Here is a 26,066-nt window from a genome sequence, read left to right as displayed (position 1 = left end):
CACTTTGAGCTTAAAGTCTAGATCGTAACGCATAAAAATACCCCAGAAGTTGTGTCCAACTTATGGGGTTCAGTTCATTAAGGGGTTTTTTCGTATAAAGCTACCATTGAATACGCTTAAACCATCGCCCTTACCCGTGCCATAATCCCGCGTCCAATCACCAATCTCACATAGATAATGGCAATGGCAAACAGCAAAACAACTAGCGCAATACCGCCAAGTCCTAAGTTTGTCCACGGCACACTAAAGCGTAGATTAAACCATTGAGTAACCGCCAGCCACGCACCGCCAATGGCGATAATCACCGCAAATGTCGCTGCACTAATCCCAAGAACACCCAGCTCTAAGATATTGAGCATATACAAATCACGCTTTTGCATACCCAATAGTCTAAACGAAGCACTCTCTTTCATGCGATCTTGTGACGTAGAGAGTAGCGAGCTGATGAGCACCATGATGCCCGTAAGCAAGGCAAGCAAGGTAAAGATATACACCAAGCGGCTCATCTGCGCGACCAACCCTTGGACTTGCTCCGCGATAATCGTACCGTCAATACTGGTCACCGCTGGGAATTCGCGTACCAGCTCACCTTGCAGATCAGGAATATCATCGGCAGAGACATGCGCCGTCGCAAATTGAATTTGTGGTGCGCTAGCCAGTATTTCAGGCTCAAACAAGAAGTAGAAAAATGGACTCGGGCCACGCTCGAAACGCGAGCGAATACTGGTAATCTCTCCAACCAACTCGATACCTTGAATATTAAAGCTGATTTGATCGCCCATGCCGACATTTAGCATCTCGGCTGCCGTGTCCAAAATAGACAAGGGCTGCACTTGCGAAATCGCAGAGGCACTCGCATCTTGATTTTCAATGGGCGTATAGAGCGCATCGTCAGTCAGCGACTCAGTAATAAACTCTGTGTCCATGACCGTATCGGAATAACTTAGATTGAACACCCGAGTAGGGTCGTCTTCGCCTTCAGGCGCGTCGATATCTTTAGGTTCGACACCATTGGCCGTACCGATACGCGCACGAATCACTGGATAATACGTGACAGGTTCTTTGAGAATACTGTCTATCTTATCGTGCTGCTCGGTCTGCACATCTAACAAAAACAGATTCGGCGCATCTTCAGGATACGCATTGATAAACTGCTCATTGATACTGTGATTGATCGACGTGATAAGCGTCAACACCGCAACGGATAATGACAATGTCACAAAGAACAACGCTGACTGATTGCCTTTACGCGCCAAGTTATGAATGGCAATACGTTGCATCCAGCTGATTTTTCTACCAGTGGCAATGCGAGCCAGCAACCAGAGCCAACCGCGTGCCAATGCCCAAAATATCGCAATGAATACAATCAATCCGACCAGTATCTGTGCGCCCAGCGCTAAAGATTGCACTTCATAAGCAAGGAACGCATACAGCCCGATGAATAATAAACCATAGCGTAACAATGGTATCCGCTGCTGCCAAGGCAAACGCTTTGATGATTGACCAGTGCTTTGATTGAGCAGTGCCGCAGGTTTCGTGCCATCAAGCGCACGCAGACTGCGCTGGGTAATCAGTAGCGTCATGACAAGGGCGATGACGATCGTTTTGAAGATACTAATCGGGTTAATGGCCAATCCTAAATCTGGCGGTAAAATAGCTGTCAGATACGGCTGACCAATCTTGAGTAATACAAGGCTTAGCGATACGGCAGCGACGCAGGCCAAGACAGACATGATTAATAGCAGCCAGTAATAGCTACGCTTAATCGAACGATTGGTCTCACCCAGCGCCATGCGTATAGCATCGTTGGATTGCTGCTTGGTCACAAACGCGGTGATGACCCCATACATGGCAACCGCAGATAATAATAGAACGGCAATGACTAATAGCTTAAGGAACATCAATACATTATCAGAGATACGTGAGACAGACGTCTCCTCTGAGGTAGGGTCAGACAGCTCAATCTCAGGATAATTCACCAGCATCTGTGTCAGCTGCTCACGCTGAGTGGCAATAACTTCTGGCGTGCCTGCCATCTCGATTTGATAACTGACTCGGCTGCGCTGACCGATTAGATTGGTCGCTTCTAAGGCGTCCTGTTGCATCATGACGCGACCACCAAAGCCAAAGGCCGTTAGTGGACGATCTGGCTCTTTGACGAGCTCATCACTGATGGTAAATGTTCCCTCACCAATATTGATACTGTCACCAATCGACACGTTTAGACTTCTCAGGACTTCAGGTGCGACCACCACGTTTGTCGCACTCAGCTGCTCAGACAAGGGTTTGCCTGATGCCAGTTCAACCTCACCGTATAAAGGATAAGCAGCCGTGACGCCTTTGATACGAGCCAACAGCGTTTGGTCTGCTGCGACCAACATAGCATTGAATTGATAATCATAAACCGTTTGGCTATCAGGCAATGTCTGGACTTGCGCCAAGACTTCCTCAGGCCATGCTTGATTACTTTCTAGTATTAAGTCACCACCGACGAGCGCCAGCTGATTGTCATTGACATAGGTATCCACCGACTGTTGGATAGAGTCCAACGTCAGGTAAGTGGCAAGCGATAGCATCAATGTGAGTAGAAATAGCAGGGGATATACCCAGCGTCGCCACCAACTGCGAGACAATGCTTTCGCACCTAAAGTGCGGGCAGTGAAGGGATTGTTACTTTTGCTTTGATTCATATCGTTAGCATTGCCATTGGTGTCTATAGAAGGCTTATCCATTGGCAGCTGATCCATCTATCATGCCATCATGCATGGTGATGACTCGATCTGCCATTTCCGCCAGTGCAGGATCATGGGTCACGACGACCAATGCCGAACCGACTTTTTGTCGTAAATCTAACAATAGCTGCATAACTTGGTCGGCGTTTTGTTCATCCAAGTTACCCGTAGGTTCATCAGCGAATACGATTTTTGGATGCGAGACCAATGCGCGAGCGACAGCAGTACGTTGCTGCTCACCACCTGATAATTGATTGGGCAAGCTATCACGTCTATGGCCGAGTCCAACAGCTTCGATTAACTCATCGACTCGTGCAGAGTTTGGCTGCCGTGCAATATCTAGCGGAAAGGCAATGTTTTCTGCCACGGTTAGCGTTGGCAGTAGATGAAATGACTGAAAAACAAAACCCATGTCACGCTGACGTATAGCTGCGAGTGCATCTTCATCAAGGCTGCTGAGCATTTGTCCTGCCAGCTCAACCGTTCCACTATCAGGGTAGTCGAGTGCTGCTAGCAATCCCAATAACGTCGATTTACCAGAGCCAGACTTGCCCATGATGACCACAAACTCGCCCGCATTAATATGAACGTTCACGTCTTTAATAATGGATAGGGTTTGTTCACCGACTTGTACGGTTTTGTTTAAATGCGAGGCGGTCAGTAATGCTTTTGATGTAGTGGTAGGCGTCGTCACTGTGTCAGCTGAAGGTGATGATGTCATTGCGTGGTCTCAGTTGGCGTGTTGTTTGTCGTATTGTTTAGCGCTGTCGTATTAGTGCTATTGCTGGCTTTCAATTTTTCGATCTCAGGCTTTAAGATAGGCAAAATATTGTCTTTGACGATAATCTGATAGCCTTCCTTGGTCGGATGAATCGCATCGGCTTGATTCAGCTCAGGGTCACCGCCCACACCTTCTAAAAAGAAAGGTATCAGTGGTACATTCATGTCTTTTGCCACACGAGGGTAGATGTCTGAAAACGCGGACACATAGTCATTACCTAGATTGTCATAGATTGACATACCACCCAAGATAACGTGACTACCATTGTCTTGTAGAGTCTTAACCGCAGTACGGATATTTTTTTCAATAGTAGCCACATCTAAGCCGCGCATCGCGTCATTGGCACCAATTGTCAAAATGGTAATGTCAGGTTTGGTCTGTGCTACCCAGTCTAGACGATTGACTAGGCCAGTACTGGTTTCACCACTCAAGCCTGAGTTGATGACTTTGGCATTGGTATAGCCCAACTCTTTTAAGCTAGCTTCTAATTGCGCAGGATAGTTGGCATCACTATCGACCCCCAGCCCTTCAGTCAGTGAGTCACCAAGCGCTAATATCGTCAGTGGCGAATTGATTTGTTGGTCAGCGGGTACTGGCGTGTCAGCCATGACTTCACTGGTGTCAGTTTGAGTATTAGCGATTGACGCATCAGTGCTTTGCGAACTGGTATTTTGTGAATCAGTGGCGTCAGTTGGTTCAGCGTCTTTTTGGCAACCACTGATAACCAATGCCATGGTTAGCATCGCCACCGCTGGCAAGTGTCTAGAGAAATGAGAAGATACTTTCATAATAATTATTCTGTCCTATATGCAATTGAGCCAGTGTAGCAAAATAAGACGAAGACCAGTATTGCCCTACGGTTAATGTAAGGGTCGTTTTATTGCGCTTTAGCAATCAAAGCTTTGTTAAAATTAAAGCTTTTTTAGCGTTAAATATATTTGCCATCGACCATGACCGGACGACTGATGAGCCAAGCAATCACCACATTTAGCATCATCAGTATTAGCAGAATAAGAAGCGGTATGCTCCAGCTGCTCGTTGTTTCATGGAGCCAACCGGTGCCCAATGGCCCAAAAAACGCAATGACATAGCCAACGGCTTGCGCCATACCAGACAGCTCACTGGCTTGATTGGTAGTGTAGGTTCGCAATGAGAACAGCATCATGCTCAAGGTAAAAATCGCCGCACAGCCCATGCCCATCATTCCTGACCAGAGCCATGCCAAATCAGTCGATAGATAGCTGACACCCAACACCCCAATCACATTGAGCACCGCAGCAAACACCGCGAGCGCTTGGATCGGGCGACCACGGTTGATGAGCCATGTGAGGCTCAAAATAGAGACGGGTGCCATAAACTGAAACACGGAATTCATTTGCCCAGCACTTACTACAGACAAACCTTTACTGACCCAAATAGATGGCAAAAAACTGGCGACGGTATAAAACAACAAGGACTGCAGTCCCATAAACACAGCTATCTGCCACGCAAAAGGCGTACGCCACATCGATATATCAGAGGTATTCGATATAGAGGGCACAATCGCTTGATGGTTTGAAGAACCTAAACGCACCCGTAAAAACAGCCAAATAACGATCGCAAAAATGCCCAATAGCGACCATCCACCCAGTGCCCATTGCCAGCCCACTTGTTCAGACAGTGGCAGTACCACGCCTGCGACGATGCCTGCCGTGACAGTCATCGTCAAACTAAAAAGTCCCGTTATTAACGGGATATGTTTGGGTGTGCGCTGCTTGATAACAGGGGAGGCTAGTGTATTGGCAAAGCCGATGGCCAAGGTTAGCAGTAATGTCCCGATTAAAAACCCAGACCAAGTAGGGATAACCGTACGAACAATCATCCCTAGGGTTAATAGTCCAATCATCGCAATCAGCGTATTTTCCAGTCCGAATCGTTTGCCAATGGTTGGAGAGATGAGCGCCCCAATCGCAAACGTTAGCATAGGAACTGCGCCTAGCCAGCCAATTTGAAACTCGGAGATATCGAGGGCTTCTTGCACTACTGGGGCAATAGAGCCAAGCGCCACGATAGGCGCTCGCATATTGGTCGCGAGCAGTATGATGGCACACAGCACTAGCCAAAAGGTAAAACGTGAGGAGGGCAAACTGGATGAAGAGGATAGATTAGATGAGGTAGACATAGCAATACAACGATAACAGCGAAAAAAGACACGTTATTCAACATCGCCGACGTATCGCCGCTTATCAAACAACACCTATCAAAGAACATCATAGAGAGTGTAACAAGAGACTAGCCGTTAGCCTAGATAAACTAGAGAACATTTGAAGAGTTTTTCATGAAAGTATCTTCTCATATTTTTGCTATTAATTAGCATGACATGATTGAGCAGATAGTGAGAGTGCAATCTAATATACGGACACTCTAATGTACGGCAATTACTTCAAACGCTGACTACGATAGGCGATCATAAAGGCTTTCGGCAATAAAATAGCGCCAAGTCATCTTCGGACGACTTGGCGCTATTATAAGAACAGATGTTAGCTAAATACTATCTGTGTCCGGTAACCTGTGACAGTCTTATACAGGCTTGCCCAACTGCGCAGCTCTCAATGCATTTTCTTGTTGTTCAGAAATAATAGAGTCGCATTTGTTAGGATCATCGCCGCAGTATGAGCATTTTTCGTTGCCCATCAGTTTAGCGACACCACCACAAGATCCTCTAAGCGGCTTTTTTTTGACCATATAACCGACACCCATAAAGATAAAAAATAGGACAAAGACGGTAAAGGTAATGGCAAGCATGGGAAGCAATTGGCTAAGCATAGAGGAAACCTCGTTTTTTAAAAGTGGGACAGTTGAGACGAAAAACAGCACTCTGTCTCCGATAACAACGATAGGTTAGTATAGCAAATTTTGGTATCGCTCGTTGTACGTTATCGTACTCTCTTGTTTCAGATCTATAACGTTGCTAAGGTTTTTTATCGGCACGCAATGCTTGCATAGCAGGGGTTTGTATCACTTGCCAGTCATCGATACTATCATCAGAGCCATCGGCTTTTGCACGATCAGTCAACACGACAAACATAGCTGCTAGATTTTGTGCTTTAGCGACCTCCACTGCTTTGTGATAGGGCATAGCAGTGAGTGCAGTGGCCCAAGCATCAGCCAATGCGACGGAATCCGCTGCAACCGTGACTGAGGGCGCGCCGCCTGCGATAGGCTCTCCAGTGGTCGGGTCAATGGTATGGCTATAGCGTTTGCCGTTAAATATAACGGAATTGCGATAGTTACCAGAGGTTGCCAGATGCATTTGGGTCGCTGTGTTTTTTGGTTGGCGAATCGCAGAGATACTTTGGCGCTCGCTGACCGTACTGCCTTCGATAGGCGCATCAATCGCAATTTGCCATGGCTGCTGTTGGTTGTTCACACCAGAAGTCGAAATCTCTCCACCAATCTCAACCATATAATTGCGAATTTTATAGTCATCTCTCAATACATCCGCGATGACATCGACGCCATAGCCTTTGGCAACTGCTGAGAAATCAAGACCGACACCGTCTTTGGTTTTATAAACGGTTTTATCTTTTTGTACGACACTCTCAAAATCGACCAATGCTTTTGCTTGGGCAATCTCTAATGCGGTTGGCGGACTTTGTAAGCGGTCAACGGTCATGGTGCTGCCAAAGCCCCACGTTTCTACCAATGGCATCACAGTCGGATCAAAAGCACCGCCAGATTGTTCATAGACGATGCGTGAGACGTCGAGCACGCGACTAAAATCTGCATCGATGGTGATAGGTGTGTCTTTGCCCAGTTGATTGAACTTGGATATGGTTGAATCGCTTTGATAAGTCGACATGCTGTCATTGATTTGTTTTAGACGCTCATCGATTGAGGCTTTGATGGCGGCTTCATCTGCATCTTCAGGTAGCTGATAGCTAATGTGATAGCTTGTACCCATGGTCTCACCAATCAGATAGTCATAATCTGGTGTTTGTTGACAAGCGCTGAGGCTTACGAGGCTGGCAAGACTAACAGTGCCAAACAAAGCGTTTTTGGTGGTTTTTTCGGGAAGTGAGCGCGGTATCGTATTTTTCATAATATAGTCAGTATGGTGCAAAAATGAGAAGGGGTGTAAAACAAGCTTTGCTTATTTTACACCCCTTAAACCCAAAAGTACCCATGATGACAACGTTAAGTGACAATTTGGTTAATGACCAACATTAGGTCACCTGTGATTCACGAATCAGCTTATAGAGTTTAGGCGGTGACACACGGTTGACTCGGGTTGCCAGCTTTTCTTTTTTGCCAGCGACGATGATGTATTCTTCACCTTTTGTGAGCGCCTTCACAACTTGTTTGGCGAACTCTGCCGCAGTCAACCCTTTCTGGGTGGCATCATCCATCGTACCTTGTGCGCTACCATCACCTGTTAAGGCATTGATAGAAACATTAGTCTGGATAAATCCTGGAAATATCGTCGCAACCTCTATCCCTTGATTATGTAACTCCGCCCGCAAGCTGTTTGCCCACATATGCAGCGCCGCTTTGGCAGCACCATACGCGCCGCGATACTGAGTCCCTAACAGACCAGCTACGCTAGACACCATAACCACTTTGCCGCCACCTTGCGTGATCATATCTGGCAGCACCAATCGTGTCAGGCGAGTCTGGGCAAAGTAATCTATCTCCATGATTTGACGCTCGACCTCTTCATCAGTATCCATGATGAGCGCGCGTTGACTGATACCGGCATTGTTAATCAGCCAATCGATCTTTCCTACTTGCGCTATCGCCATCTCATAAGCAGATTTTGCTTGACTGGCATCACTGATATCAAAGGGAATGACAATATGTGTGCTAGCACGCTTGCAGCTTTGTTTGACCGTGTCTAATCTTTCCTGATCGCGTCCGCTTAAAATAATCCTAGCACCTTTTTTAGCAAAGGCAATGGCAAGGGCTTCTCCAATACCGCTAGAGGCACCTGTAATCCAAATGGTGAGATCTTTGTATTTCGTTTTCATAAGCATCCTTACTTAATGGTTAGATAGTTCATCATATAGGATAATAAAGCCAGTCTACTAATTAGATTTGTAGTCTCAACAACCACGATTGTATCTAGAAAAAATACAAAAAAAAGAGCCTCAATTGAGACTCTCTTTATATATGTTTGTCAGTTCAATACTTTGATTAACCACCAAAGTCATCAAGCATGATGTTTTCGTCTTCAACGCCCATGCTGTGCAGCATGTCGATGACGGCAGCATTCATCATCGGTGGCCCACACATGTAGTATTCACAATCTTCTGGGTTCGGATGATTTTTCAGATAGTTTTCGAGCAATACATTATGGATGAAGCCTGTTGGACCTTCCCAGTTATCTTCTGGTAATGGGTCAGACAGTGCGACATGCCACTCAAAGTTATCAAACTCTTCTTCTAGCTGGTCATAGTCTTCAACATAGAACATCTCACGAATAGAACGAGCACCGTACCAGAAGCTAATCTTACGATCAGTGTTCAAGCGTTTGAGCTGATCAAAGATATGTGAGCGCATTGGCGCCATACCAGCACCACCACCGACAAAGATCATTTCAGCTTCAGTTTTCTTGGCAAAGAATTCACCATAAGGACCTGAAACCGTCACTTTGTCACCAGGGACTAGACTAAATACCCATGAAGACATCTTGCCTGGCGGGATACCCTCGCCGCCACGTGGCGGTGGAGAAGCGATACGGATATTAAACTTAATCAGGCCGCGCTCTTCTGGGTAGTTAGCCATAGAGTAAGCACGAATCACTGGTTCATCAACTTTTGATACATAGTTGAAGATACCGAATTTTTCCCAATCTTCGCGGTACTCTTCATCAACCACAAAGTCTTTGTAATGCACTTCATGCGGTGGCGCTTCTAGCTGTACATAACCACCAGCGCGGAAGTTTACTTCTTCGCCTTCTGGAATTTTAAGTACCAATTCTTTAATGAAAGTGGCAACGTTATCGTTAGAGATAACTTCACATTCCCATTTTTGCACATCAAAGAATTCAGGATCAATCTCAATTTTCATGTCTTGCTTGACGGCTACCTGACAAGCCAGACGCATGTGATTGCGAATCTCACCTTGAGTAAAATAGCCTTCTTCGGTCGGCAGAATAGATCCGCCGCCTTCGATAACGCGGCAACGACACTGCGCGCAAGTACCACCGCCACCACATGCTGAAGATAAGAAAATACCTTCGCTCGCAAGTGTTTGCAGTAGTTTACCGCCCGCTGGTGTCACCACGTCATTATCGGAATTATCATTGATATGGATAGTAACATCGCCTGAACTGACCAGTCTTGAGCGCGCCGCCAAAATAATAGCGACAAGGCCCATGATGATCAAGGTAAACATAGCAACGCCACCAATCGCCGTAGCGTAATCCATGGTAGGTATCCTTAATCTATGGGGTAGGGGTGCGGTAGCATAATCTATGCTGTAGCCGAACCTCTACCGAATAAATGAATTAAATAGGTCAAATAGCTAACTAAAGTCTTAAGCTTAGCGGTTTAAATGGACATACCACCGAACGACATAAAGCCGAGCGACATAAGACCAACCGTGATAAAAGTGATACCGAGACCACGCAGCGGTGCTGGAATATCTGAGTATTTTAGTTTTTCACGGATACCTGCCAATGCAGTAATAGCAAGTGCCCAACCGAAGCCTGCACCCACACCATAGACAACAGATTCACCAAAGTTATAGTCACGCTCAACCATAAATAGTACACCACCTAAGATGGCACAGTTTACAGTGATTAGTGGTAAGAATACCCCAAGCGCGTTATAGAGACTTGGCACAAACTTATCCAAGAACATCTCTAAAATCTGTACGGTGGCTGCAATCAAACCAATATAACTGAGCAAGCCTAAAAAGCTCAAGTCGATATCGGGGAAACCTGCCCATGCCAGTGCCCCATCTTTTAGGATGAACTGGAATAGTAAGTTGTTTAATGGAACCGTAATCGCCATGACGACGACGACAGCAACACCAAGACCAATAGCGGTTGAAACTTTCTTGGATACTGCCAAGAAAGTACACATACCTAAGAAGTAGGCAAGTGCCATATTCTCAATAAAGACTGAGGTTATAAATAAACTAACATAATGTCCCATTAGTGACCGCCTCCATGTGCCATGCCTTTAGACTGCGGCTTCATTACAAACTCAGCTTCTTCAACCTGTTCTGGTTTCCAAATACGGATGATGACAATGAACAAAGCAATAATAAAGAATGCTGACGGTGGCAACAATAATAGGCCGTTTGGTATGTACCAACCGCCGTCAGTCACTGGTTGTAGAATAGTGATACCGAACCAAGTACCTGCGCCTAATAGCTCACGGATAGTGGCGACGAATAGCAGTACCGCAGAGTAGCCAAGACCATTACCAATACCATCTAAAAAGCTTGGTACAGGTGGGTTGCTCATAGCAAATGCTTCAGCACGACCCATCACGATACAGTTCGTGATAATCAGACCAACGAAAACTGACAAGCCTTTACTCACATCATAAGCGACGGCTTTTAGGACCTGATCGACCAAGATAACCAATGAGGCAATGATGGTCATCTGTACGATGATACGAATACTTGATGGAATCTGTTTACGAATAATCGAGATAAAAAAGCTCGAAAATGCCGTTACCAGTGTCAATGCTACACACATAACCATGGCATTTGCCATGCTTGTGGTAACCGCTAGTGCCGAACAGATACCTAAGATCTGTAGGGCAATAGGGTTATTATCAAAGACAGGCGAGGTTAAAATACTTTTAGTGTCAGCCATGTTAAGCCTCCTTGCCGTTTGCTACTGGTAGTTTGGCTGCCAGTTCGGTTTTAGGTTGAGCGGTTTGCTTTGATTGATTTGCTTGTGTTTCTGCAGTATCAACTGTCTGACCACCCTCTTTGCGCAGCATATCTAGATAAGGCTTATAACCTTGCTCGCCTAACCAAAACTGAATCATGTTACTGACGCCGCGGCTAGTCAATGTCGCACCACTGATACCATCAACCCAGTTGTCTTTTGGATTACCTGCTTTGGTTACACCAGTGGCAACGTTACCATTCTCATCATAAGATTGGATGCCGGTCCACTTGGCACGCCACTCTGGCTCTTCGATACGAGCACCCAAACCTGGGGTTTCTTTATGCTCATAGAAGCTGATACCTTTAATAGTATTCATGTCGCTTTCAAGCGTCAAGAAACCATAGATAGTGCCCCATAGTCCGTAACCTTGAATAGGCAATACGACCACTTCAGGTTGACCAGCATCGTCTTTTTTGACATAGACTTTGGCATATTTAGGCTTACGACCGATACCCGCAGGATCATCGTTGCCTAGGTCGTCACTCAATGCTTGGTTCTTAGTCGCTTGACTAGCGTCATAAGCATTGCGATCAGGGATACCCGCGTCTGCTAGCGTTGCATCATCGACATAGTTGCCTTTGTTTAAGTCAATAATCTCGATATCAAAGTCTTTGAAACGTTCGGCAACATCGTCTTGTGTGTCAGACTCAGCATCGTACATGTCGGCCGCAACTAAGATGTTTTTGTTACGATCTAAACGCGCGTTTTCAAGCTGAGCTGGCTTTAGGCCAACCGCAACGGCTGAGACCAATACTGAACACACCAAGCATAGCGTCAATGCCACACTAATGGTTTTCGCATTATTACTTTTGGGCTTGGACATAACGAACCCTCCGAGCTGTTTGGCGTTTGATGTTTGCTTGGGTCACAAAATAATCAAACAATGGCGCAAATAAGTTGGCGAATAGAATAGCCAGCATGATGCCTTCTGGAAAAGCTGGGTTGATGACACGAATCAATACCGTCATAAAACCAATCAAGATACCATAAGCCCAGCGGCCTTTATTGGTATGTGCAGCTGAGACTGGATCGGTTGCCATAAACACCGCACCGAAGGCGAAACCACCGATGACTAAGTGCCAATAGAATGGCAAGTTCATCATCATGTTGTCTTTAGAGCCAATCATGTTGAAGATAAGCGAGGTAGCCACAAGACCAACCACACAACCTGCCATGATGCGCCATGAGGCAATACGCGTCCATAGTAGAACAACGGCACCCATTAAGATTGCTAGTGTTGATACTTCACCGATACTGCCTTGCATGTTACCGAAGAATGCATCACTCCACGTAATCGCATTACCATAGACATCGACGAAATCTTGAGGAGAGACACCAAGTGCAGCAAGACCGAGAGGCGTTGCTCCTGAGAAACCATCAACCGCTGTCCATACAGAGTCACCAGACATATAGGCTGGATAAGCAAAGTATAGGAATGCACGACCCGATAGGGCAGGGTTAAGGAAGTTTTTACCTGTACCACCGAATACTTCTTTGGCTACGACCACACCAAAGATAATACCCAAGGCAACTTGCCATAAAGGAATATCTGGTGGTAGACATAGTGCAAATAGTACCGAGGTCACAAAGAAGCCTTCGTTGACTTCATGCCCGCGTACCACGGCAAAGATAATCTCACAGAGAATACCAACGGCAAACGTCACAAGGTAAATAGGTAGGAACTGCATGGCACCGTAGACAAAACTTGCCCAGACACTGTCTGGGTTATAGCCTGCCATGCTAGTGATAACCGTACGCCAGCCTTCAGGCTGCAAGCCAAGCTGAGCAACCGCCGTTAGCGCTTGATGACCGATATTGTACATACCCCAAAACATCGCTGGGAAAGTACATAGCCATACAGTAATCATAATGCGCTTTAGATCAATCCCGTCGCGTACGTGTGATGACGCGTATGTGGTTGAGTCTGGTTGACGCAAAAACGTATCAAACATCTCAAAGATGGCATAGTATTTTTCGTGTTTGCCGCCTTTGGTAAAAGATGGCTCCATACGATCGAACATATTGTGTAAAAATTTCATCGTGGTTAGCCCTCCAGTTCGATGCGCGTTAAGTTATCACGCAAGATATCACCGAATTCATATTTGCCAGGAGATACAAAGGTGCATAGTGCCAAATCTTCTTCATCCAACTCAAGTACGCCTAAATCAACAGCGACCAACATGTCTTCGACAATCAAAGCACGTAGTAGTTGGGTTGGCAGATAGTCTTGTGGCATGACTTCTTCATAGACACCAATTGGCACCATCGCTCGCGGTGAGCCATTACTCGTGGTGGTAAAGTTGTACTTTTTGCCACCAAAAAACTGAGAGATATAGATAGGCAGCTTTGAGAAGCGGTTTTTACCTGGCGTAAAGAAGTGGAACGCTGGGCGCTCATGACCTTCCGTCAGCACACTGATCTGATTATGAAAACGACCAATATAGGCAATATTGCTAAACACTTTGCGACCAGATAATACCGAACCTGAAATGATACGGTTCTCGCCAGCTGCTAGCCGACCTTTAGTCAAGGCAGTAATATCAGCACCGCGTTCAGTCATAACTAAGTGTGGGTTACTGACAGAAGGGCCTGCTAAGCTAATCAAGCGAGGTGTGTATAGACGGCCAGTGGTAAATAGCTTACCGATTGCAATCACGTCTTGATAGCCAATCGTCCAGACACTTACGCCACGCATGATTGGGTGTAAGAAATGAATGTGCGTACCTGCCAGACCTGCTGGATGCTTACCAGAAAAACCGTGATATTCAGTGGTATTATTGACAGCAGTTTTTGCCACAGGGGTCAACTGAGTCTCACCATGGTGGCAGACAAAGGTCTTTGGACTAAGCGTAGAGAGTACGGCAAGTCCATCATTGAATGCTTGCAGCTGCTCATTGATCACAAGCATCGGGTCAAAGGCTAATGGATTGGTATCCGTTGCTGTGACAAAGATGGCATGTGGACGAGCACCAAGTTCTGGCGCGCGGCTAAAGGGGCGCGTACGAAACGCGGTCCATTCACCAGAGGCAACCAATTGGGTTTCAACGACTTCAGAGTCTAGGTCAGCAAGCTGCTGTGAGTCATAGCGCTCGAAGTCTACTTCTTCACCATTTGGGTCAACCGCAATCACAAGACTTTCGAACACTCGACGGTCGCCACGTTTGATCGCGACGACTTTGCCAGCAGCAGGTGCCGTATAGATAACGCCAGCACGTTTTTTGTCTTCAAAAACGGGCTGACCTTTTGCTACGACGTCACCTTCTTTGACATTCATTGTGGGCTTCATGCCTACATAGTCATAGCCAACAAGGGCTACATGTGTCGGTTGGTGCTCAGATATCTCGCGGGAGGGTTCACCAGTGATGGGCAAATCCAAACCTTTTTTGATGGTAATCATAAGCGAAAACTTAGTCCATAGTCTAAAACGATACCAGACATCCTGTGTGGTATATCGATAGTATGAGCAGCTATATCTATCAAAAAAGAGAATGACTTCCTATTTCCATAGTGAAATAGTGACAAAATCTTTTCAACGGTATGGCATGATCATAACTACTAGTAAGAGCATTAACGCTGACCTTAGACTCCTTAACAACACGTTAATGTCTTATTCGAATTACCAAAGTGGCGTCTGGCTACCAAGGTGTATGCCAAAACCATCTTATTAAAATCAATCACCAAAGCTTGTGGCTCAAGAGAACTCTTTATAAACAGACAGTCTTATCATACGTTTCATTGAAATTTAAAACTTGCAACACCAGTATCATTGACCATATCTGCCTTATCAGTGCTATTGAAGACACTCAATGGCTCAAAGCGGTGGTCAACTAACGATCTATAGAGGTAGATGATACACTGGTTAAAAGACAAACTATCTCAGCGGGTTATAGGTCAGAGTTACTCATTATAAGCCGCTGTAGATATGGTCATAACTGTTTTAATTTGACTGGCTAATGATAGAGATTTATGAGGTATTTGGTCGAGTTTAATACGGTAGGATTGAAGGTCTAAGAGCTGATGGTTGAAAACCGTAACTAGCCCTGCTTAGCAATATATTGGCCAATCTTATACAGTCACACTAAGCCATTGCTTGATCCATTCTAATCATCATGTCGTATTAACCAGTCGTGATGACTGAATAAAACCATAATACATCGTTGCTTCACATAACTACTATCACACAGAAACAAATAAAATTTACCTAGGATTATACGCTAAATTGACCTAAAATTGCCAGTCAGTAATAGAATTTAACGAATGTTGGTGGTGCATCTACGCACTAAAACTTATGGTTATGATTGTCTGATTTCTATTATTTTTCATCTACCTATGGGCAGGTTTTTAAGCCATGTATCGCCCAAATCGCTTTATGGTGGCGCTTTTTATTATTGTGTAACGCTTAACGATTGTTTCATTTTCAAAAATGTAATTAACCAAAGTTATTACTATTATTTTGCTTTATAAGGAATGCTATATGTGTGCTGTGCCTGTTATTATCCCGGCGATTGATTTAAAAGATGGTAAATGTGTACGTTTAAAACAAGGCCGTATGGAAGATGATACGGTATTCTCTGATGATCCAGTAGCAGTAGCAGCGCGTTGGGTCGATGAAGGCGCACGTCGACTACATTTGGTCGATTTGAATGGTGCTTTTGATGGCGTGCCAGTACATAGACAAGTGGTCAATGATATTGCCAAGGCTTATCCGAATCTGCCTATTCAATTAGGCGGCGGTGTGCGCAATATGAATACCATTGAGCAATATATTACCGCAGGGCTGACATACATCATCATCGGTACAAAGGCCGTTGAAGATCCTAATTTTGTCGCTGAAGCTTGCCGCGAGTTTGGTGGTCATATCATCGTCGGTATCGATGCCAAAGACGGTATGGTTGCTACCCATGGTTGGGCAAATGTCACAGATACCAAGGCAACTGAGCTCGCCAAGCGTTTCGCTGATGTGGGTGTCTCCTCTATCGTTTATACTGATATTGCCCGTGATGGCATGATGCAAGGCGTCAACGTCGAGCAGACTGTAAACCTAGCGCGTGAAGGCGGCCTACCAGTGATTGCATCGGGCGGCGTAACCGATATGAAAGATATTGAGCTATTAAAGCCTTATGGCGATTGTATCGAGGGTATCATCACTGGCCGTGCTATATATGAAGGTACGCTAAGCTTAACTGAGGCGCAGATTTATCTAGATCGTAAATAAGCAGTAAAAGCTTATTTATAACAATCAGTCATAAAGATTAGCAATAAAATTTAGTAAAAAAAGCAAAGGATGCTTATGGCCACTTACTTTGACCGTTCAATGATACGCTGTGTTATAACAGCCTTGGGTCAAATGGTATTGCTACTAAGCATCCTTTGTACGTGGCCAGCCTATGCTGCTGGAGAAGAGCTTTCTGGTATTACAGCAGCGTTAGGTATAGAGAGTTCAGAGGCGCCAGAACCTGATAGCGCTATCACTACAGACAGCGAAGCATCAGCACCCGCCACCTCAATACCGACACCTGCCCCGCCACCAGTTATCAGTGGCGAAAGCACCAATAATGCCCAAATTGAAACCACACCCACACCGCAAAAAGACAATGACATTCGTCAGCGTATCACTGGTATTTTCTCAGAAATCGAAGGCTTACAAGCTATTAATATTAGCGTCACCCAAGGAGTAGTCACCCTAACGGGAGAAACGGCTAACGAGAAAAAAGCCCAGCAAGCCATTAATTTAACCAATCGCCTAACTGACGTGGTTACTGTAGAAGATAAAATAAATCGTACGTTAGATGTTCAAGAGAATGTCTCGACGGTTTATCAAGGCCTAAAAGCACAGGTAGCAAATCTAGTAAAGGCATTACCACTACTGCTAGTCGGTATCATTATATTTGCCTTAGTGACATGGTTTGGTAGCTGGTTGTCTAGACGCAAAAAAATGTGGCAACGCCTGACGCCTAACCCTTTCGTCGCTGAGCTGCTGTCGCAAACGGTCAAAGTCATCTTTATTATTTTTGGTCTGATTCTAGCGCTGAGTCTGATAGGGGCAGAGACTATTTTAAGCACATTGCTTGGCGGTGCTGGTGTCATTGGTATTGCAGTTGGTTTTGCGGTCAAAGATACCATTGAAAATTATATCGCATCCCTAATGCTCAGTATTCGTCAGCCTTTTCGTGCCCGTGATCATATTGTGATTAACGGGCAAGAAGGGATAGTTGTCCGCTTAACCTCACGCGCGACGATACTAATGACGTTAGACGGCAACCAGCTACGTATTCCCAATTCTGAAGTTTTTAAGGGTACTATCCTCAATTACACCAAAAACCCTGAGCGTCGCTTCACTTTTGAGTTAGGTGTCGATGCCAACGATGATCCATTGGCTGCTATCAAAGTGGGTCTAGATGCGATACATACGCTAGATTTTGTTTTGGATGAGCCAAAAGCGATTGCCGTCATTACCAATGTAGGCGACTCTAATATTGTTTTGGAGTTTCAAACTTGGGTCGATCAATCTCAGACAGACTTTGCTAAAGCACGCAGTATCGCCATTCGTGAGACCAAACATGCTCTAGAGAATGAGGGCTTTAGTCTGCCTGAACCTATTTATCGCTTACGTTTTAATAATAAACTAGAAAAAGCTTTTGAGACGATGCAGGGCAGTGCGAGAAATGTTGAATCTGATATGACAGTGACAACGAGCACTCCTGAACCTACAGTCAAACATCAGAATGATGACAGTCATACTGATGATCAAGATAAAAAGCAAGCGAAGGCACGAGCCAAAGTGATTTTACAAGGTCGTAATGCAGATGATGTTCTCGACGCTCGTCCTAATGACAAGCTGATGGAAAAAGTCGAGCAAGAGATTGCACAAAGCTCAGATGATACCGATTTACTGAACAGTAATAGTCCACAAGAGTAGTAGTATCAGACACATGTTAAATTAGGCATAAAAAGTGCAACAAAATCTATATTTGAGGTTTTATCAAATACGGAGCTTTTTATGGAAATGAAACATTTAATTATATTTGCAGTGATTGGTATCGTGTCACTGCTTGGTTTTAATATCATCAATGGTAATAGTCGTGAGCAAAACAGAGAAGCGATGGTTAGCAGTACCGCTCCTGAATCATCTACAGTAACGGTAGCCCCTGAGCCAGATACTAGCGGTAGCTTAACAGATATCACCAGCCAGCCACTGGGTCAGCAGCCCAAAGCCATAGTAGATAGTGCCACTAGCAAAATCGATCAAGCACAGCAAGCTGAACAAGAGCGCATGGATCAAATCAGCAGTACGCAATAATGGATTGCCTAGCCTGTAGTTGAAAAAAGCAAAAAAAAGGCTAACGATAACGTTAGCCTTTTTTAGTTAATAGCTCAGTCCAAACTTAACTTTTTTTACTGGCACTTCTACGATTGTTATTTCTTTTCGTAGGACTCTTTTTCGCTTGCTCTTTCTTAGGTTGGTCTTTTTTCGTCTGATTCATGGCGCTAGACTGCAGTTTGGCTTTTAAATCAAAGTCAATCTGCAGCAAGTCCATATTGACACCAGCGACCTTCACTTTAACTGAATCACCAAGTCCAAATACGGTACCCTTGTCCTTGCCAATAAGCTGTTGTTGCTGCTCATCATAAACAAAGAAGTCATCACCAACATTCGAGATGTGTACCAAACCGTCGATGTATAGGTCAGCCAAGGTCACAAACAAACCAAAGCTAGTGACCGTGGTGACAACACCTTCGAACTCTTCACCGACATGATCTTTCATGTAATGACATTTGAGCCATGACTCTACAAAACGCGACGCTTTTTCTGCACGGCGTTCTGTGTCTGATGTTTGCGTACCAGCACCTTCAAGAGAAAACTCCATAACAGGCTGTGAGCTATTGGTTACTTTTGCTTTAATCGCACGATGCAGCATCAAATCAGGATAACGGCGAATAGGCGATGTAAAGTGGCTATATTCGTCATATGCCAAGCCAAAGTGACCAATATTGTCAGGTGCATAGTTGGCTTGCATCATCGAACGCAATAACATGCTATGAATACTGATCGCATCTGGTCTGTCTTTAGTCGCTTCAATAATGCGCTGATAATCCGCTTGCGTTGGATTCTCTTCTGGGAATGGTAAGCCAAAGTTCTTCGCATATTCATGAATACGCATCGACTTTTCACCATCAGGCTTATCATGGTTACGATACAAGACTGGCAGTTCATGCTTGAGCGCAAAGTTTGCCGCACAAGTATTGGCAAGCAACATGCATTCTTCGATGAGCTTCTGAGAATCACCACGAGTACGCGGTAGGATAGCCTCAATGCCACCTTTTTCATTGAACTTGATATACGTCTCAACGGTTTCAAATTCCATCGCATGACGTTCTTCACGTTTTTTAACCAATAGCTCATAAAGCTGATGTAACGTGTCGACAGATTTTTTGACGTCTTTATTACCCGTTAATGATTTCGGCAGTCTTTTGTCATTCGGATTCACAAGATAATCGTTTACTTGATTATAGGTTAAGCGTGCTTGCGAATGCATCACTGACGGATAGAACTCGTACCCTGTGACCTTACCGGCGCGTGATATTTTAATATCAGCAACCATGCATAGGCGGTCAAGATCAGGATTCAATGAGCATAGACCGTTAGAGAGCACTTCAGGCAGCATCGGAATCACGCGATGCGGGAAATATACTGAGGTACCACGCTCGTAGGCATCTTGGTCAAGTGCTGAGTTTGGTGTCACATAATAGCTGACATCAGCAATGGCCACTACCACACGGTAATTACCGCCAGAGCGTTTTTCAGCAAATACAGCATCATCAAAGTCACGGGCATCTTCGCCATCAATAGTGACAAGGGGCAGGTGACGTAAGTCTGTGCGACCTTTTATGTCTGCTTCAGTGGGTTCTTGATAGCCGTCAGCTTGTTTAAGTGTGGCTTCACTAAAGTCTGATGGGATGTCATAGTTAAGTAGCGTGGTCTCAATGATCAGCTCGCGATCATTGTCATCAGACAATACTTCGGTAATCTTACCAGTGGCAAACTCATGCTGATTTGGCCAATCAATGATATCGACTTTGACAGGTGCACCTTGCTTAATATTTAGTGCCTCTACATTGTCATCAGTGACCGTAATCGGCTGATGATTATTCGGACTACCAAGCTCGACGCAGTAGCCATCCTCGTCACGAGCCAGCGTACCGATGAAGTTATTTTGGCGACGTTCGACGACATCAACGATGCGACCTTCTGTACGGCCACGGTTGTCTGTTGACGTACCGACAGCGGCTACTGTGTCACCATTGAATACCCAGCGCATTTGCTTTTCGTGCAAAAACAAGTCTGGCATATCGCTCAAAACAACAAAACCGAAGCCTTTTGGATGTGCAGATACCATACCAGTGACAATATCTTGCTTAGTCACAGTACGGTAGCGATAGGGACGGCCGTCGCGATTCACTTGACCATCGCGTGCCATGGCTTTTAGGCGATTGCCCAAAGCATCAAATTGGTCAGGATCATCAATATTGAAGGCTTTTGCCAACTGTTGATGTGTGACTTCCCCATGCTCATTAATCGTGCTGAGTATCAGCTCGCGACTAGGGATAGGATTGTCGTATTTTTTTGCCTCACTTGAGGCGTTTGGATCATTCCAACTCATAAATTACCGTATCTATTTTTAACATTATTAATAGGAGCTATCTTAACACGAACGACGTTGCAATATCTTGCGTCAATTGTCTTATGTGCATTCGGTAGCAGGAAGCGGTCCATTTTTAGCAACCGCTATAGGGACAAATCAAATATTGATATCAACACCACTAGATTGATTGGTGATTTTCTTACTATCTAGCTCTTTTGAGACTTCTAGTACCGTGGTTTGATTTGATTTATCCAAGTATTTTTGTGCTTTATCGACTTCAGTGGTCAGTGTATTGACCGTTTGTTTCATGTTTTCTAGTGCTTCAATTTTATAATTACTAATCATATCCATGGTGTCATAGACATTGTTAAAGGCATTTTGAAGCTTGTCAAGCTCAATGCTACTGCTGGTCGCTTGCTCATGAATCTCACTTGACTGGCGCTTTAGCATGGCTGAGGTTGATTCAATCAAGCTACTCGTGGTTTTATTCAATGCAGTAATTTGATCAAGAACCAGTTTTTGGTTGGTCATGGCTTGCGCGACGACGACAGCTGTACGTAGTGCCGACACGGTCGTCGTGGTGGCACGATCGACACCTTTGATCAACTCTAGATTATTACGGCGAATGGTATCAAGCGCCAAATAACCTTGTATATTCACTGCTAACTGGGTCAAGAAATCCGTGTTTTTTTGACGAACATAAAACAGCATCTCTTCTTTAATGACGCGTGCTTTTTCAGGATCGGTCGCTTCTATTGAGTAGACCTTTTGCTCTAACTGCTCATCGATCTTTTTACCGATATAGATATATTGGCGAATCGACTGCATCAGCTCCCACATATTGACTTTTTCTTGCTCAATCATTGCATTGTCTTTGAGCAATTCGTCTTTACCATTATAAAGACTGGTGACCACGGCATTGATATGCGATTGTGCTGATTCATATTGGCGAAAGTAGTCTTGTACTTTATTACCAAACGGGATGAGACCGAATAGTTTGCGCGAACTGGTTAGCTCTTTTTTACTTGGATCTAAATCTTCTACGATACCGCGCAATTCAGTCAATGACTTTGCAATAGGGGAGTTGTCAAACAAACTGTCATTGAGACTTTTTGCAGGCAAATCGAGCATCCGGTTAGAGACTTGCGCTGATTCACGAATCTCTTTCGTACCCAAATTATGAATAGACTGTACGTTCTGTCGAAACTCGTCGCTATGCACAGAGTTGGTAATCACATGGTCGACAAAAGCATCGACTTTGGCATCCAGCTCTGGAATTTGGCTTTCATCCAACTTGACCATCTGATCTGCTTCACTTTTTTGAATTTCTTTGACAGGTTCAGGCGCAGTCAAAGAGATACTAGGCGTTCTCGCATCTTCTGGTGGGGTCAATTCTTGCATGAAATTTCCTCTGATGTTTAGGATGTTTAGGATGCGTATGATATTTTAGCGATACGGTGTTTTTTCAACAATTAGAATATGAGTAAGTAAAATAAATAGATCTTTAGATTACCGTGTAATCTGAAAGTTGAGAAGGCAGGATTTGTAAAATAGCGTCAGCCAAATATATCTGAGTGAGGACACAGCGTTAGGATAACTATCTACGTGGATAATAAAAAACCATCAATATCCCGCAGCATATTGATGGTCATAGTGATAAATATCTATGTCAGTTGACAGTGTGCGCTCAAAATAACCTTAAAAATCGATTATTTCTTTTTGGTTGGTCCAAGCAGCATACCCATCTGACGACCTTCCATCTTAGGATACTGTTCGACGTTTGAGATGTCAGCGGTGTCTTCGATGATACGATCAAGTTGTTTGCGACCGATTTCTTGGTGCGCCATTTCACGTCCGCGGAAACGGATACTAATTTTAACTTTGTCTTGATCTTCCAAAAAGCTCACGATTTTTCTCAGTTTAACCTGATAATCGGCCTCTTCGGTACTAGGACGTAGCTTCATCTCTTTGAGCTGAGTCTGTTTTTGGTTTTTCTTAGCTTCTTTTGCCTTTTGCTTTTGATCATAGAGGAAATGCTTATAATCCATGATCTTACATACTGGCGGCTTAGCTTCAGGAACTAATTCAACCAAATCAAGACTGTCTTCACGTGCCGCTTTCATCGCGGTTGCGATATCGACCACGCCCATTTGTTCGCCATCTTCTTTAACGAGACGGACTTCTTTGGCACTGATATCTTCGTTGATGTTCAAACGGTTCGACTGTTTAATAGGTATTACTCCTCATCTGTTTTTGGGGTCTGTCGGCCTTTTTTACTGACAGCGGTCTGTACTAATGTAATAAATTCAGAAACACTCATCACGCCAAGGTTTTCACCTTCACGCGTTCGGACATTGACGCTGCCCGATTCGACTTCTTTATCCCCTAATACTAGCATATAGGGAATACGTTCTAATGTTTTCTCTCGTATCTTAAATCCAATCTTTTCGTTACGCAAGTCACTATTGGCGCGCAAACCTGCATTTTTGAGCTCACGGACCACATTTTCGCAAGCATCTGCTTGTTTATCTGTGATATTCATGACCACAACTTGCTGCGGTGCTAGCCATACTGGCATCCAACCGGCATAGTTTTCAATTAAGATACCGATAAAACGCTCAAACGAACCCAAGATTGCACGGTGCAACATGATAGGGATTTCGCGATCGTTTTGTTCGTTGACGAACTCTGCATCGAGGCGCTCAGGCATGTTTGGATCTACCTGAATTGTACCGCACTGCCACACGCGTCCTAACGAATCTTTTAGACTGAATTCAATCTTTGGACCATAGAATGCACCTTCACCAGGCAGATAATCCCAGTCTAGCCCTGAACTATCAAGGGCATCTGATAAAGCTTTTTCGGCGAAGTCCCAAGACTCATCACTACCAACACGCTTTTCAGGGCGGGTAGAGAGTTTCATAATAATATTATCAAAGCCAAAATCTTCATAGACAGCAAGGGTTAGCTTAATAAAGTCAGCCACTTCTTGCTGAATCTGTGCTTGAGTACAGAATATATGGGCATCATCTTGAGTGAAACCACGTACACGCATCAAGCCATGTAGCGAACCTGATGGCTCGTTACGATGACAAGAACCAAATTCTGCCATACGCAATGGTAAATCACGGTAAGACTTTAGGCCTTGATTAAAGACTTGTACGTGACAAGGGCAGTTCATCGGTTTTACAGCATAATCACGGTTTTCACTAGAGGTCGTGAACATATTGGTTGCATAGTTGCCCCAATGTCCAGAACGCTCCCACAAGCTACGATCGACGATTTGTGGTGTTTTAATTTCTTCATAGCCATTATCATGTTGCACTTTACGCATATATTGCTCAAGTACTTGATAAATTGTCCAACCATTTGCATGCCAGAACACCATACCAGGAGCTTGCTCTTGCATATGAAACAGATTTAGCGCTTTACCAATTTTGCGATGGTCACGTTTTTCTGCTTCTTCAATACGCTGAATATAAGCTTTTAGCTGCTTTTTGTCTGCCCAAGCAGTACCATAAATACGCTGCAACTGCTCGTTTTTCGCATCGCCGCGCCAATAAGCACCTGACATTTTAGTCAGTTTGAACACTTTTAGGAATCGTGTGTTTGGCACGTGTGGGCCACGGCACATATCGACATATTCTTGATGATGATACAAGCCAAATGCTTCTTCACCTGGCATATCATTGATAAGCTTTAGCTTATAGTCCTCATTACGTGACTCAAATATCTCAATCGCTTCAGCACGTGGCGTCATTTTTTTGATAACGTCATAATCTTGCTTGATCAGCGCCATCATGCGCTTTTCAATCGCTTCCATATGATCAGGCGTAAACGGCGTCTCACTGAAAATGTCGTAATAAAAGCCGTCTTCGATTACTGGACCGATGACCATCTTCACATCAGGGTACAGCTGCTTGACGGCATGACCTAACAGATGCGCACATGAGTGACGAATGATATCGACACCGTCATCATCTTTTGGGGTAATGATTTCGACTTTAGCATCAGCGATGATAGGATCATGAGCATCGACGAGATGACCGTTTACACGTCCAGCAACGGTCGCCTTAGCAAGCCCCGCTCCAATACTTTGCGCCACTTCCATGACTGTTGTATTACCTTCGAAGTCTTTTAAGCTGCCATCGGGTAAAGTAATCGCTACCATAATCTATTCACCTATTATTGGGTCCGTTGGCAGTGATGATTGCAACCATCAATCATATAACCGTGAGACCGCATCAAGTACATCTGTTCATTGTGGGAGGTATGCATTATTTTATAAGTTGCTTGCTACTATATAGTGCAGAACTAATGGGTTGTTCAAGTGTGTTTGCCCAATGCCTATACAATAGATAATGTCTCGTCATCAAATTAATAATAAACGATTAGCAAAAATAAAATAATGCAGTCAACTGACTATTATAGCAAAGACCATCTATCAACACTAGATATCAAGGGATAGAGCATTAGGCTCAAATAAGACATGAACTGTAATATAAATATAGACTATGAAAGCGGTTTTGGACATTTCAATATAGAGTGTTTGCAAAGCTCTGTGAATTACTTCCCATATATAGTGCTTTTTATAGGAATATCAATATTAAATGAATAAGTAGGAACACACCCAGAGTAGGTGGTAGGTAAAAGATACTTCAAAGATAGTAAATGGCACTCCATGGTTAAAAAGAAGTCACTCAAAACATATTCCTAGCCATCCTTTTGACCTATCGAGAGCAATTAAAACCTAACCCATTGAAACTAATGCAGTATTATGTAGGCGATCAAACTAATCAATAAATCTTTGATAAAGGTATTGACTCAGACTTTAAACCGTCTATAATACGCCCCACAGCAAAGGAAGCTAGGCAGTAAGTTAACAAACTTATTACTTAGATTACCGAGTTGAGACAAATTATAAAACAGCTTGACAAACCTAATCATTATGATAAGATAGTCGGCTCGCTAGATAGCTTGACCCGCGAGGGATTGAGACTAAACAGCAAGAGATATAC

Annotated in this window: 20 protein-coding genes; 3 read left to right on the top strand and 17 right to left on the bottom strand. The window is 44.3% G+C overall.

From position 1 onward, the window contains the following. Positions 1–116: 116 nt before the first annotated feature. The 13 genes from IP485_RS13485 to IP485_RS13425 form a co-directional block, all read right to left on the bottom strand. The gene (locus IP485_RS13485; RefSeq protein WP_198327744.1) at positions 117–2,690 is read right to left on the bottom strand and encodes an ABC transporter permease; all 2,574 of its coding nucleotides are present in this window, start codon (positions 2,688–2,690) and stop codon (positions 117–119) included. 34 nt (positions 2,691–2,724) lie between these two features. Continuing rightward, positions 2,725–3,453 (bottom strand): ABC transporter ATP-binding protein, encoded by a 729-nt coding sequence (locus tag IP485_RS13480; RefSeq protein WP_198327743.1) that lies wholly within the window; start codon positions 3,451–3,453, stop codon positions 2,725–2,727. Further along, positions 3,450–4,304, bottom strand: coding sequence for an arylesterase (locus IP485_RS13475; RefSeq protein WP_413787035.1), 855 nt, complete (start codon positions 4,302–4,304; stop codon positions 3,450–3,452). Before IP485_RS13475 ends, IP485_RS13480 begins: the two co-directional genes overlap by 4 nt. A 137-nt stretch (positions 4,305–4,441) precedes the next feature. After that, positions 4,442–5,674: a CynX/NimT family MFS transporter gene (locus tag IP485_RS13470; RefSeq protein ID WP_198327741.1), complete on the bottom strand. Its 1,233-nt coding sequence runs from the start codon at positions 5,672–5,674 to the stop codon at positions 4,442–4,444. Positions 5,675–6,072: 398 nt separating this feature from the next. Then, on the bottom strand, positions 6,073–6,318 hold the full coding sequence (nqrM, locus tag IP485_RS13465) for a (Na+)-NQR maturation NqrM (protein WP_194363280.1): 246 nt from the start codon (positions 6,316–6,318) through the stop codon (positions 6,073–6,075). A gap of 145 nt (positions 6,319–6,463) precedes the next feature. Further along, on the bottom strand, positions 6,464–7,594 hold the full coding sequence (locus tag IP485_RS13460) for an FAD:protein FMN transferase (protein ID WP_198327740.1): 1,131 nt from the start codon (positions 7,592–7,594) through the stop codon (positions 6,464–6,466). 124 nt (positions 7,595–7,718) lie between these two features. Then, a complete protein-coding gene (locus IP485_RS13455; protein ID WP_198327739.1) occupies positions 7,719–8,519 on the bottom strand; it encodes an SDR family oxidoreductase in 801 nt (266 codons plus the stop codon). 166 nt (positions 8,520–8,685) lie between these two features. After that, a complete protein-coding gene (gene nqrF / locus IP485_RS13450) occupies positions 8,686–9,921 on the bottom strand; it encodes an NADH:ubiquinone reductase (Na(+)-transporting) subunit F (protein ID WP_198327738.1) in 1,236 nt (411 codons plus the stop codon). A 122-nt stretch (positions 9,922–10,043) separates the two neighbouring features. After that, positions 10,044–10,652, bottom strand: a complete 609-nt coding sequence (gene nqrE, locus IP485_RS13445) for an NADH:ubiquinone reductase (Na(+)-transporting) subunit E (protein ID WP_011281361.1) — start codon at positions 10,650–10,652, stop codon at positions 10,044–10,046. Continuing rightward, positions 10,652–11,323, bottom strand: a complete 672-nt coding sequence (locus IP485_RS13440) for an NADH:ubiquinone reductase (Na(+)-transporting) subunit D (protein ID WP_198327737.1) — start codon at positions 11,321–11,323, stop codon at positions 10,652–10,654. Before IP485_RS13440 ends, nqrE begins: the two co-directional genes overlap by 1 nt. Before the next feature lies 1 nt (position 11,324). Next, positions 11,325–12,227 (bottom strand): Na(+)-translocating NADH-quinone reductase subunit C, encoded by a 903-nt coding sequence (locus IP485_RS13435; protein WP_198327736.1) that lies wholly within the window; start codon positions 12,225–12,227, stop codon positions 11,325–11,327. Then, positions 12,208–13,443, bottom strand: coding sequence for an NADH:ubiquinone reductase (Na(+)-transporting) subunit B (locus IP485_RS13430; RefSeq protein WP_194196322.1), 1,236 nt, complete (start codon positions 13,441–13,443; stop codon positions 12,208–12,210). Before IP485_RS13430 ends, IP485_RS13435 begins: the two co-directional genes overlap by 20 nt. 5 nt (positions 13,444–13,448) lie before the next feature. Continuing rightward, positions 13,449–14,801 carry a Na(+)-translocating NADH-quinone reductase subunit A gene (locus IP485_RS13425; RefSeq protein WP_198327735.1) on the bottom strand — a complete coding sequence of 451 codons (1,353 nt, stop codon included), beginning with the start codon at positions 14,799–14,801 and terminating at the stop codon, positions 13,449–13,451. Positions 14,802–15,878: 1,077 nt separating this feature from the next. On the opposite strand from IP485_RS13425, the gene hisA reads away from it, so the two are divergent. The 3 genes from hisA to IP485_RS13410 all read left to right on the top strand — a co-directional run bounded on the left by hisA (position 15,879) and on the right by IP485_RS13410 (position 18,704). Then, positions 15,879–16,619: a 1-(5-phosphoribosyl)-5-[(5-phosphoribosylamino)methylideneamino]imidazole-4-carboxamide isomerase gene (hisA, locus tag IP485_RS13420; protein ID WP_197174948.1), complete on the top strand. Its 741-nt coding sequence runs from the start codon at positions 15,879–15,881 to the stop codon at positions 16,617–16,619. Positions 16,620–16,694: 75 nt separating this feature from the next. Then, complete coding sequence (locus tag IP485_RS13415; protein ID WP_198327734.1) at positions 16,695–18,323, top strand: mechanosensitive ion channel family protein; 1,629 nt, start codon at positions 16,695–16,697, stop codon at positions 18,321–18,323. A gap of 81 nt (positions 18,324–18,404) precedes the next feature. Next, positions 18,405–18,704, top strand: a complete 300-nt coding sequence (locus IP485_RS13410) for a hypothetical protein (RefSeq protein WP_198327733.1) — start codon at positions 18,405–18,407, stop codon at positions 18,702–18,704. 85 nt (positions 18,705–18,789) lie between these two features. Here the strand turns inward: IP485_RS13410 and rnr are convergent, their stop codons facing one another. The 4 genes from rnr to thrS all read right to left on the bottom strand — a co-directional run bounded on the left by rnr (position 18,790) and on the right by thrS (position 25,219). Further along, the gene (gene rnr / locus IP485_RS13405) at positions 18,790–21,066 is read right to left on the bottom strand and encodes a ribonuclease R (protein ID WP_198327732.1); all 2,277 of its coding nucleotides are present in this window, start codon (positions 21,064–21,066) and stop codon (positions 18,790–18,792) included. 138 nt (positions 21,067–21,204) lie between these two features. Next, on the bottom strand, positions 21,205–22,449 hold the full coding sequence (locus IP485_RS13400; protein WP_198327731.1) for a toxic anion resistance protein: 1,245 nt from the start codon (positions 22,447–22,449) through the stop codon (positions 21,205–21,207). A gap of 308 nt (positions 22,450–22,757) precedes the next feature. Beyond that, positions 22,758–23,261, bottom strand: a complete 504-nt coding sequence (gene infC / locus IP485_RS13395) for a translation initiation factor IF-3 (protein WP_194363269.1) — start codon at positions 23,259–23,261, stop codon at positions 22,758–22,760. A 23-nt stretch (positions 23,262–23,284) separates the two neighbouring features. Then, positions 23,285–25,219 (bottom strand): threonine--tRNA ligase, encoded by a 1,935-nt coding sequence (thrS, locus tag IP485_RS13390; RefSeq protein ID WP_198327730.1) that lies wholly within the window; start codon positions 25,217–25,219, stop codon positions 23,285–23,287. Positions 25,220–26,066 lie beyond the last annotated feature (847 nt).

The sequence above is a fragment of the Psychrobacter sp. NG27 genome (genome assembly GCF_016106655.1).
In the GTDB taxonomy this organism is placed as follows: Bacteria; Pseudomonadota; Gammaproteobacteria; order Pseudomonadales; family Moraxellaceae; genus Psychrobacter.
Note: the sequence above shows the minus strand (reverse complement) of the source record. Positions and strands in the feature narration are given on the sequence as shown.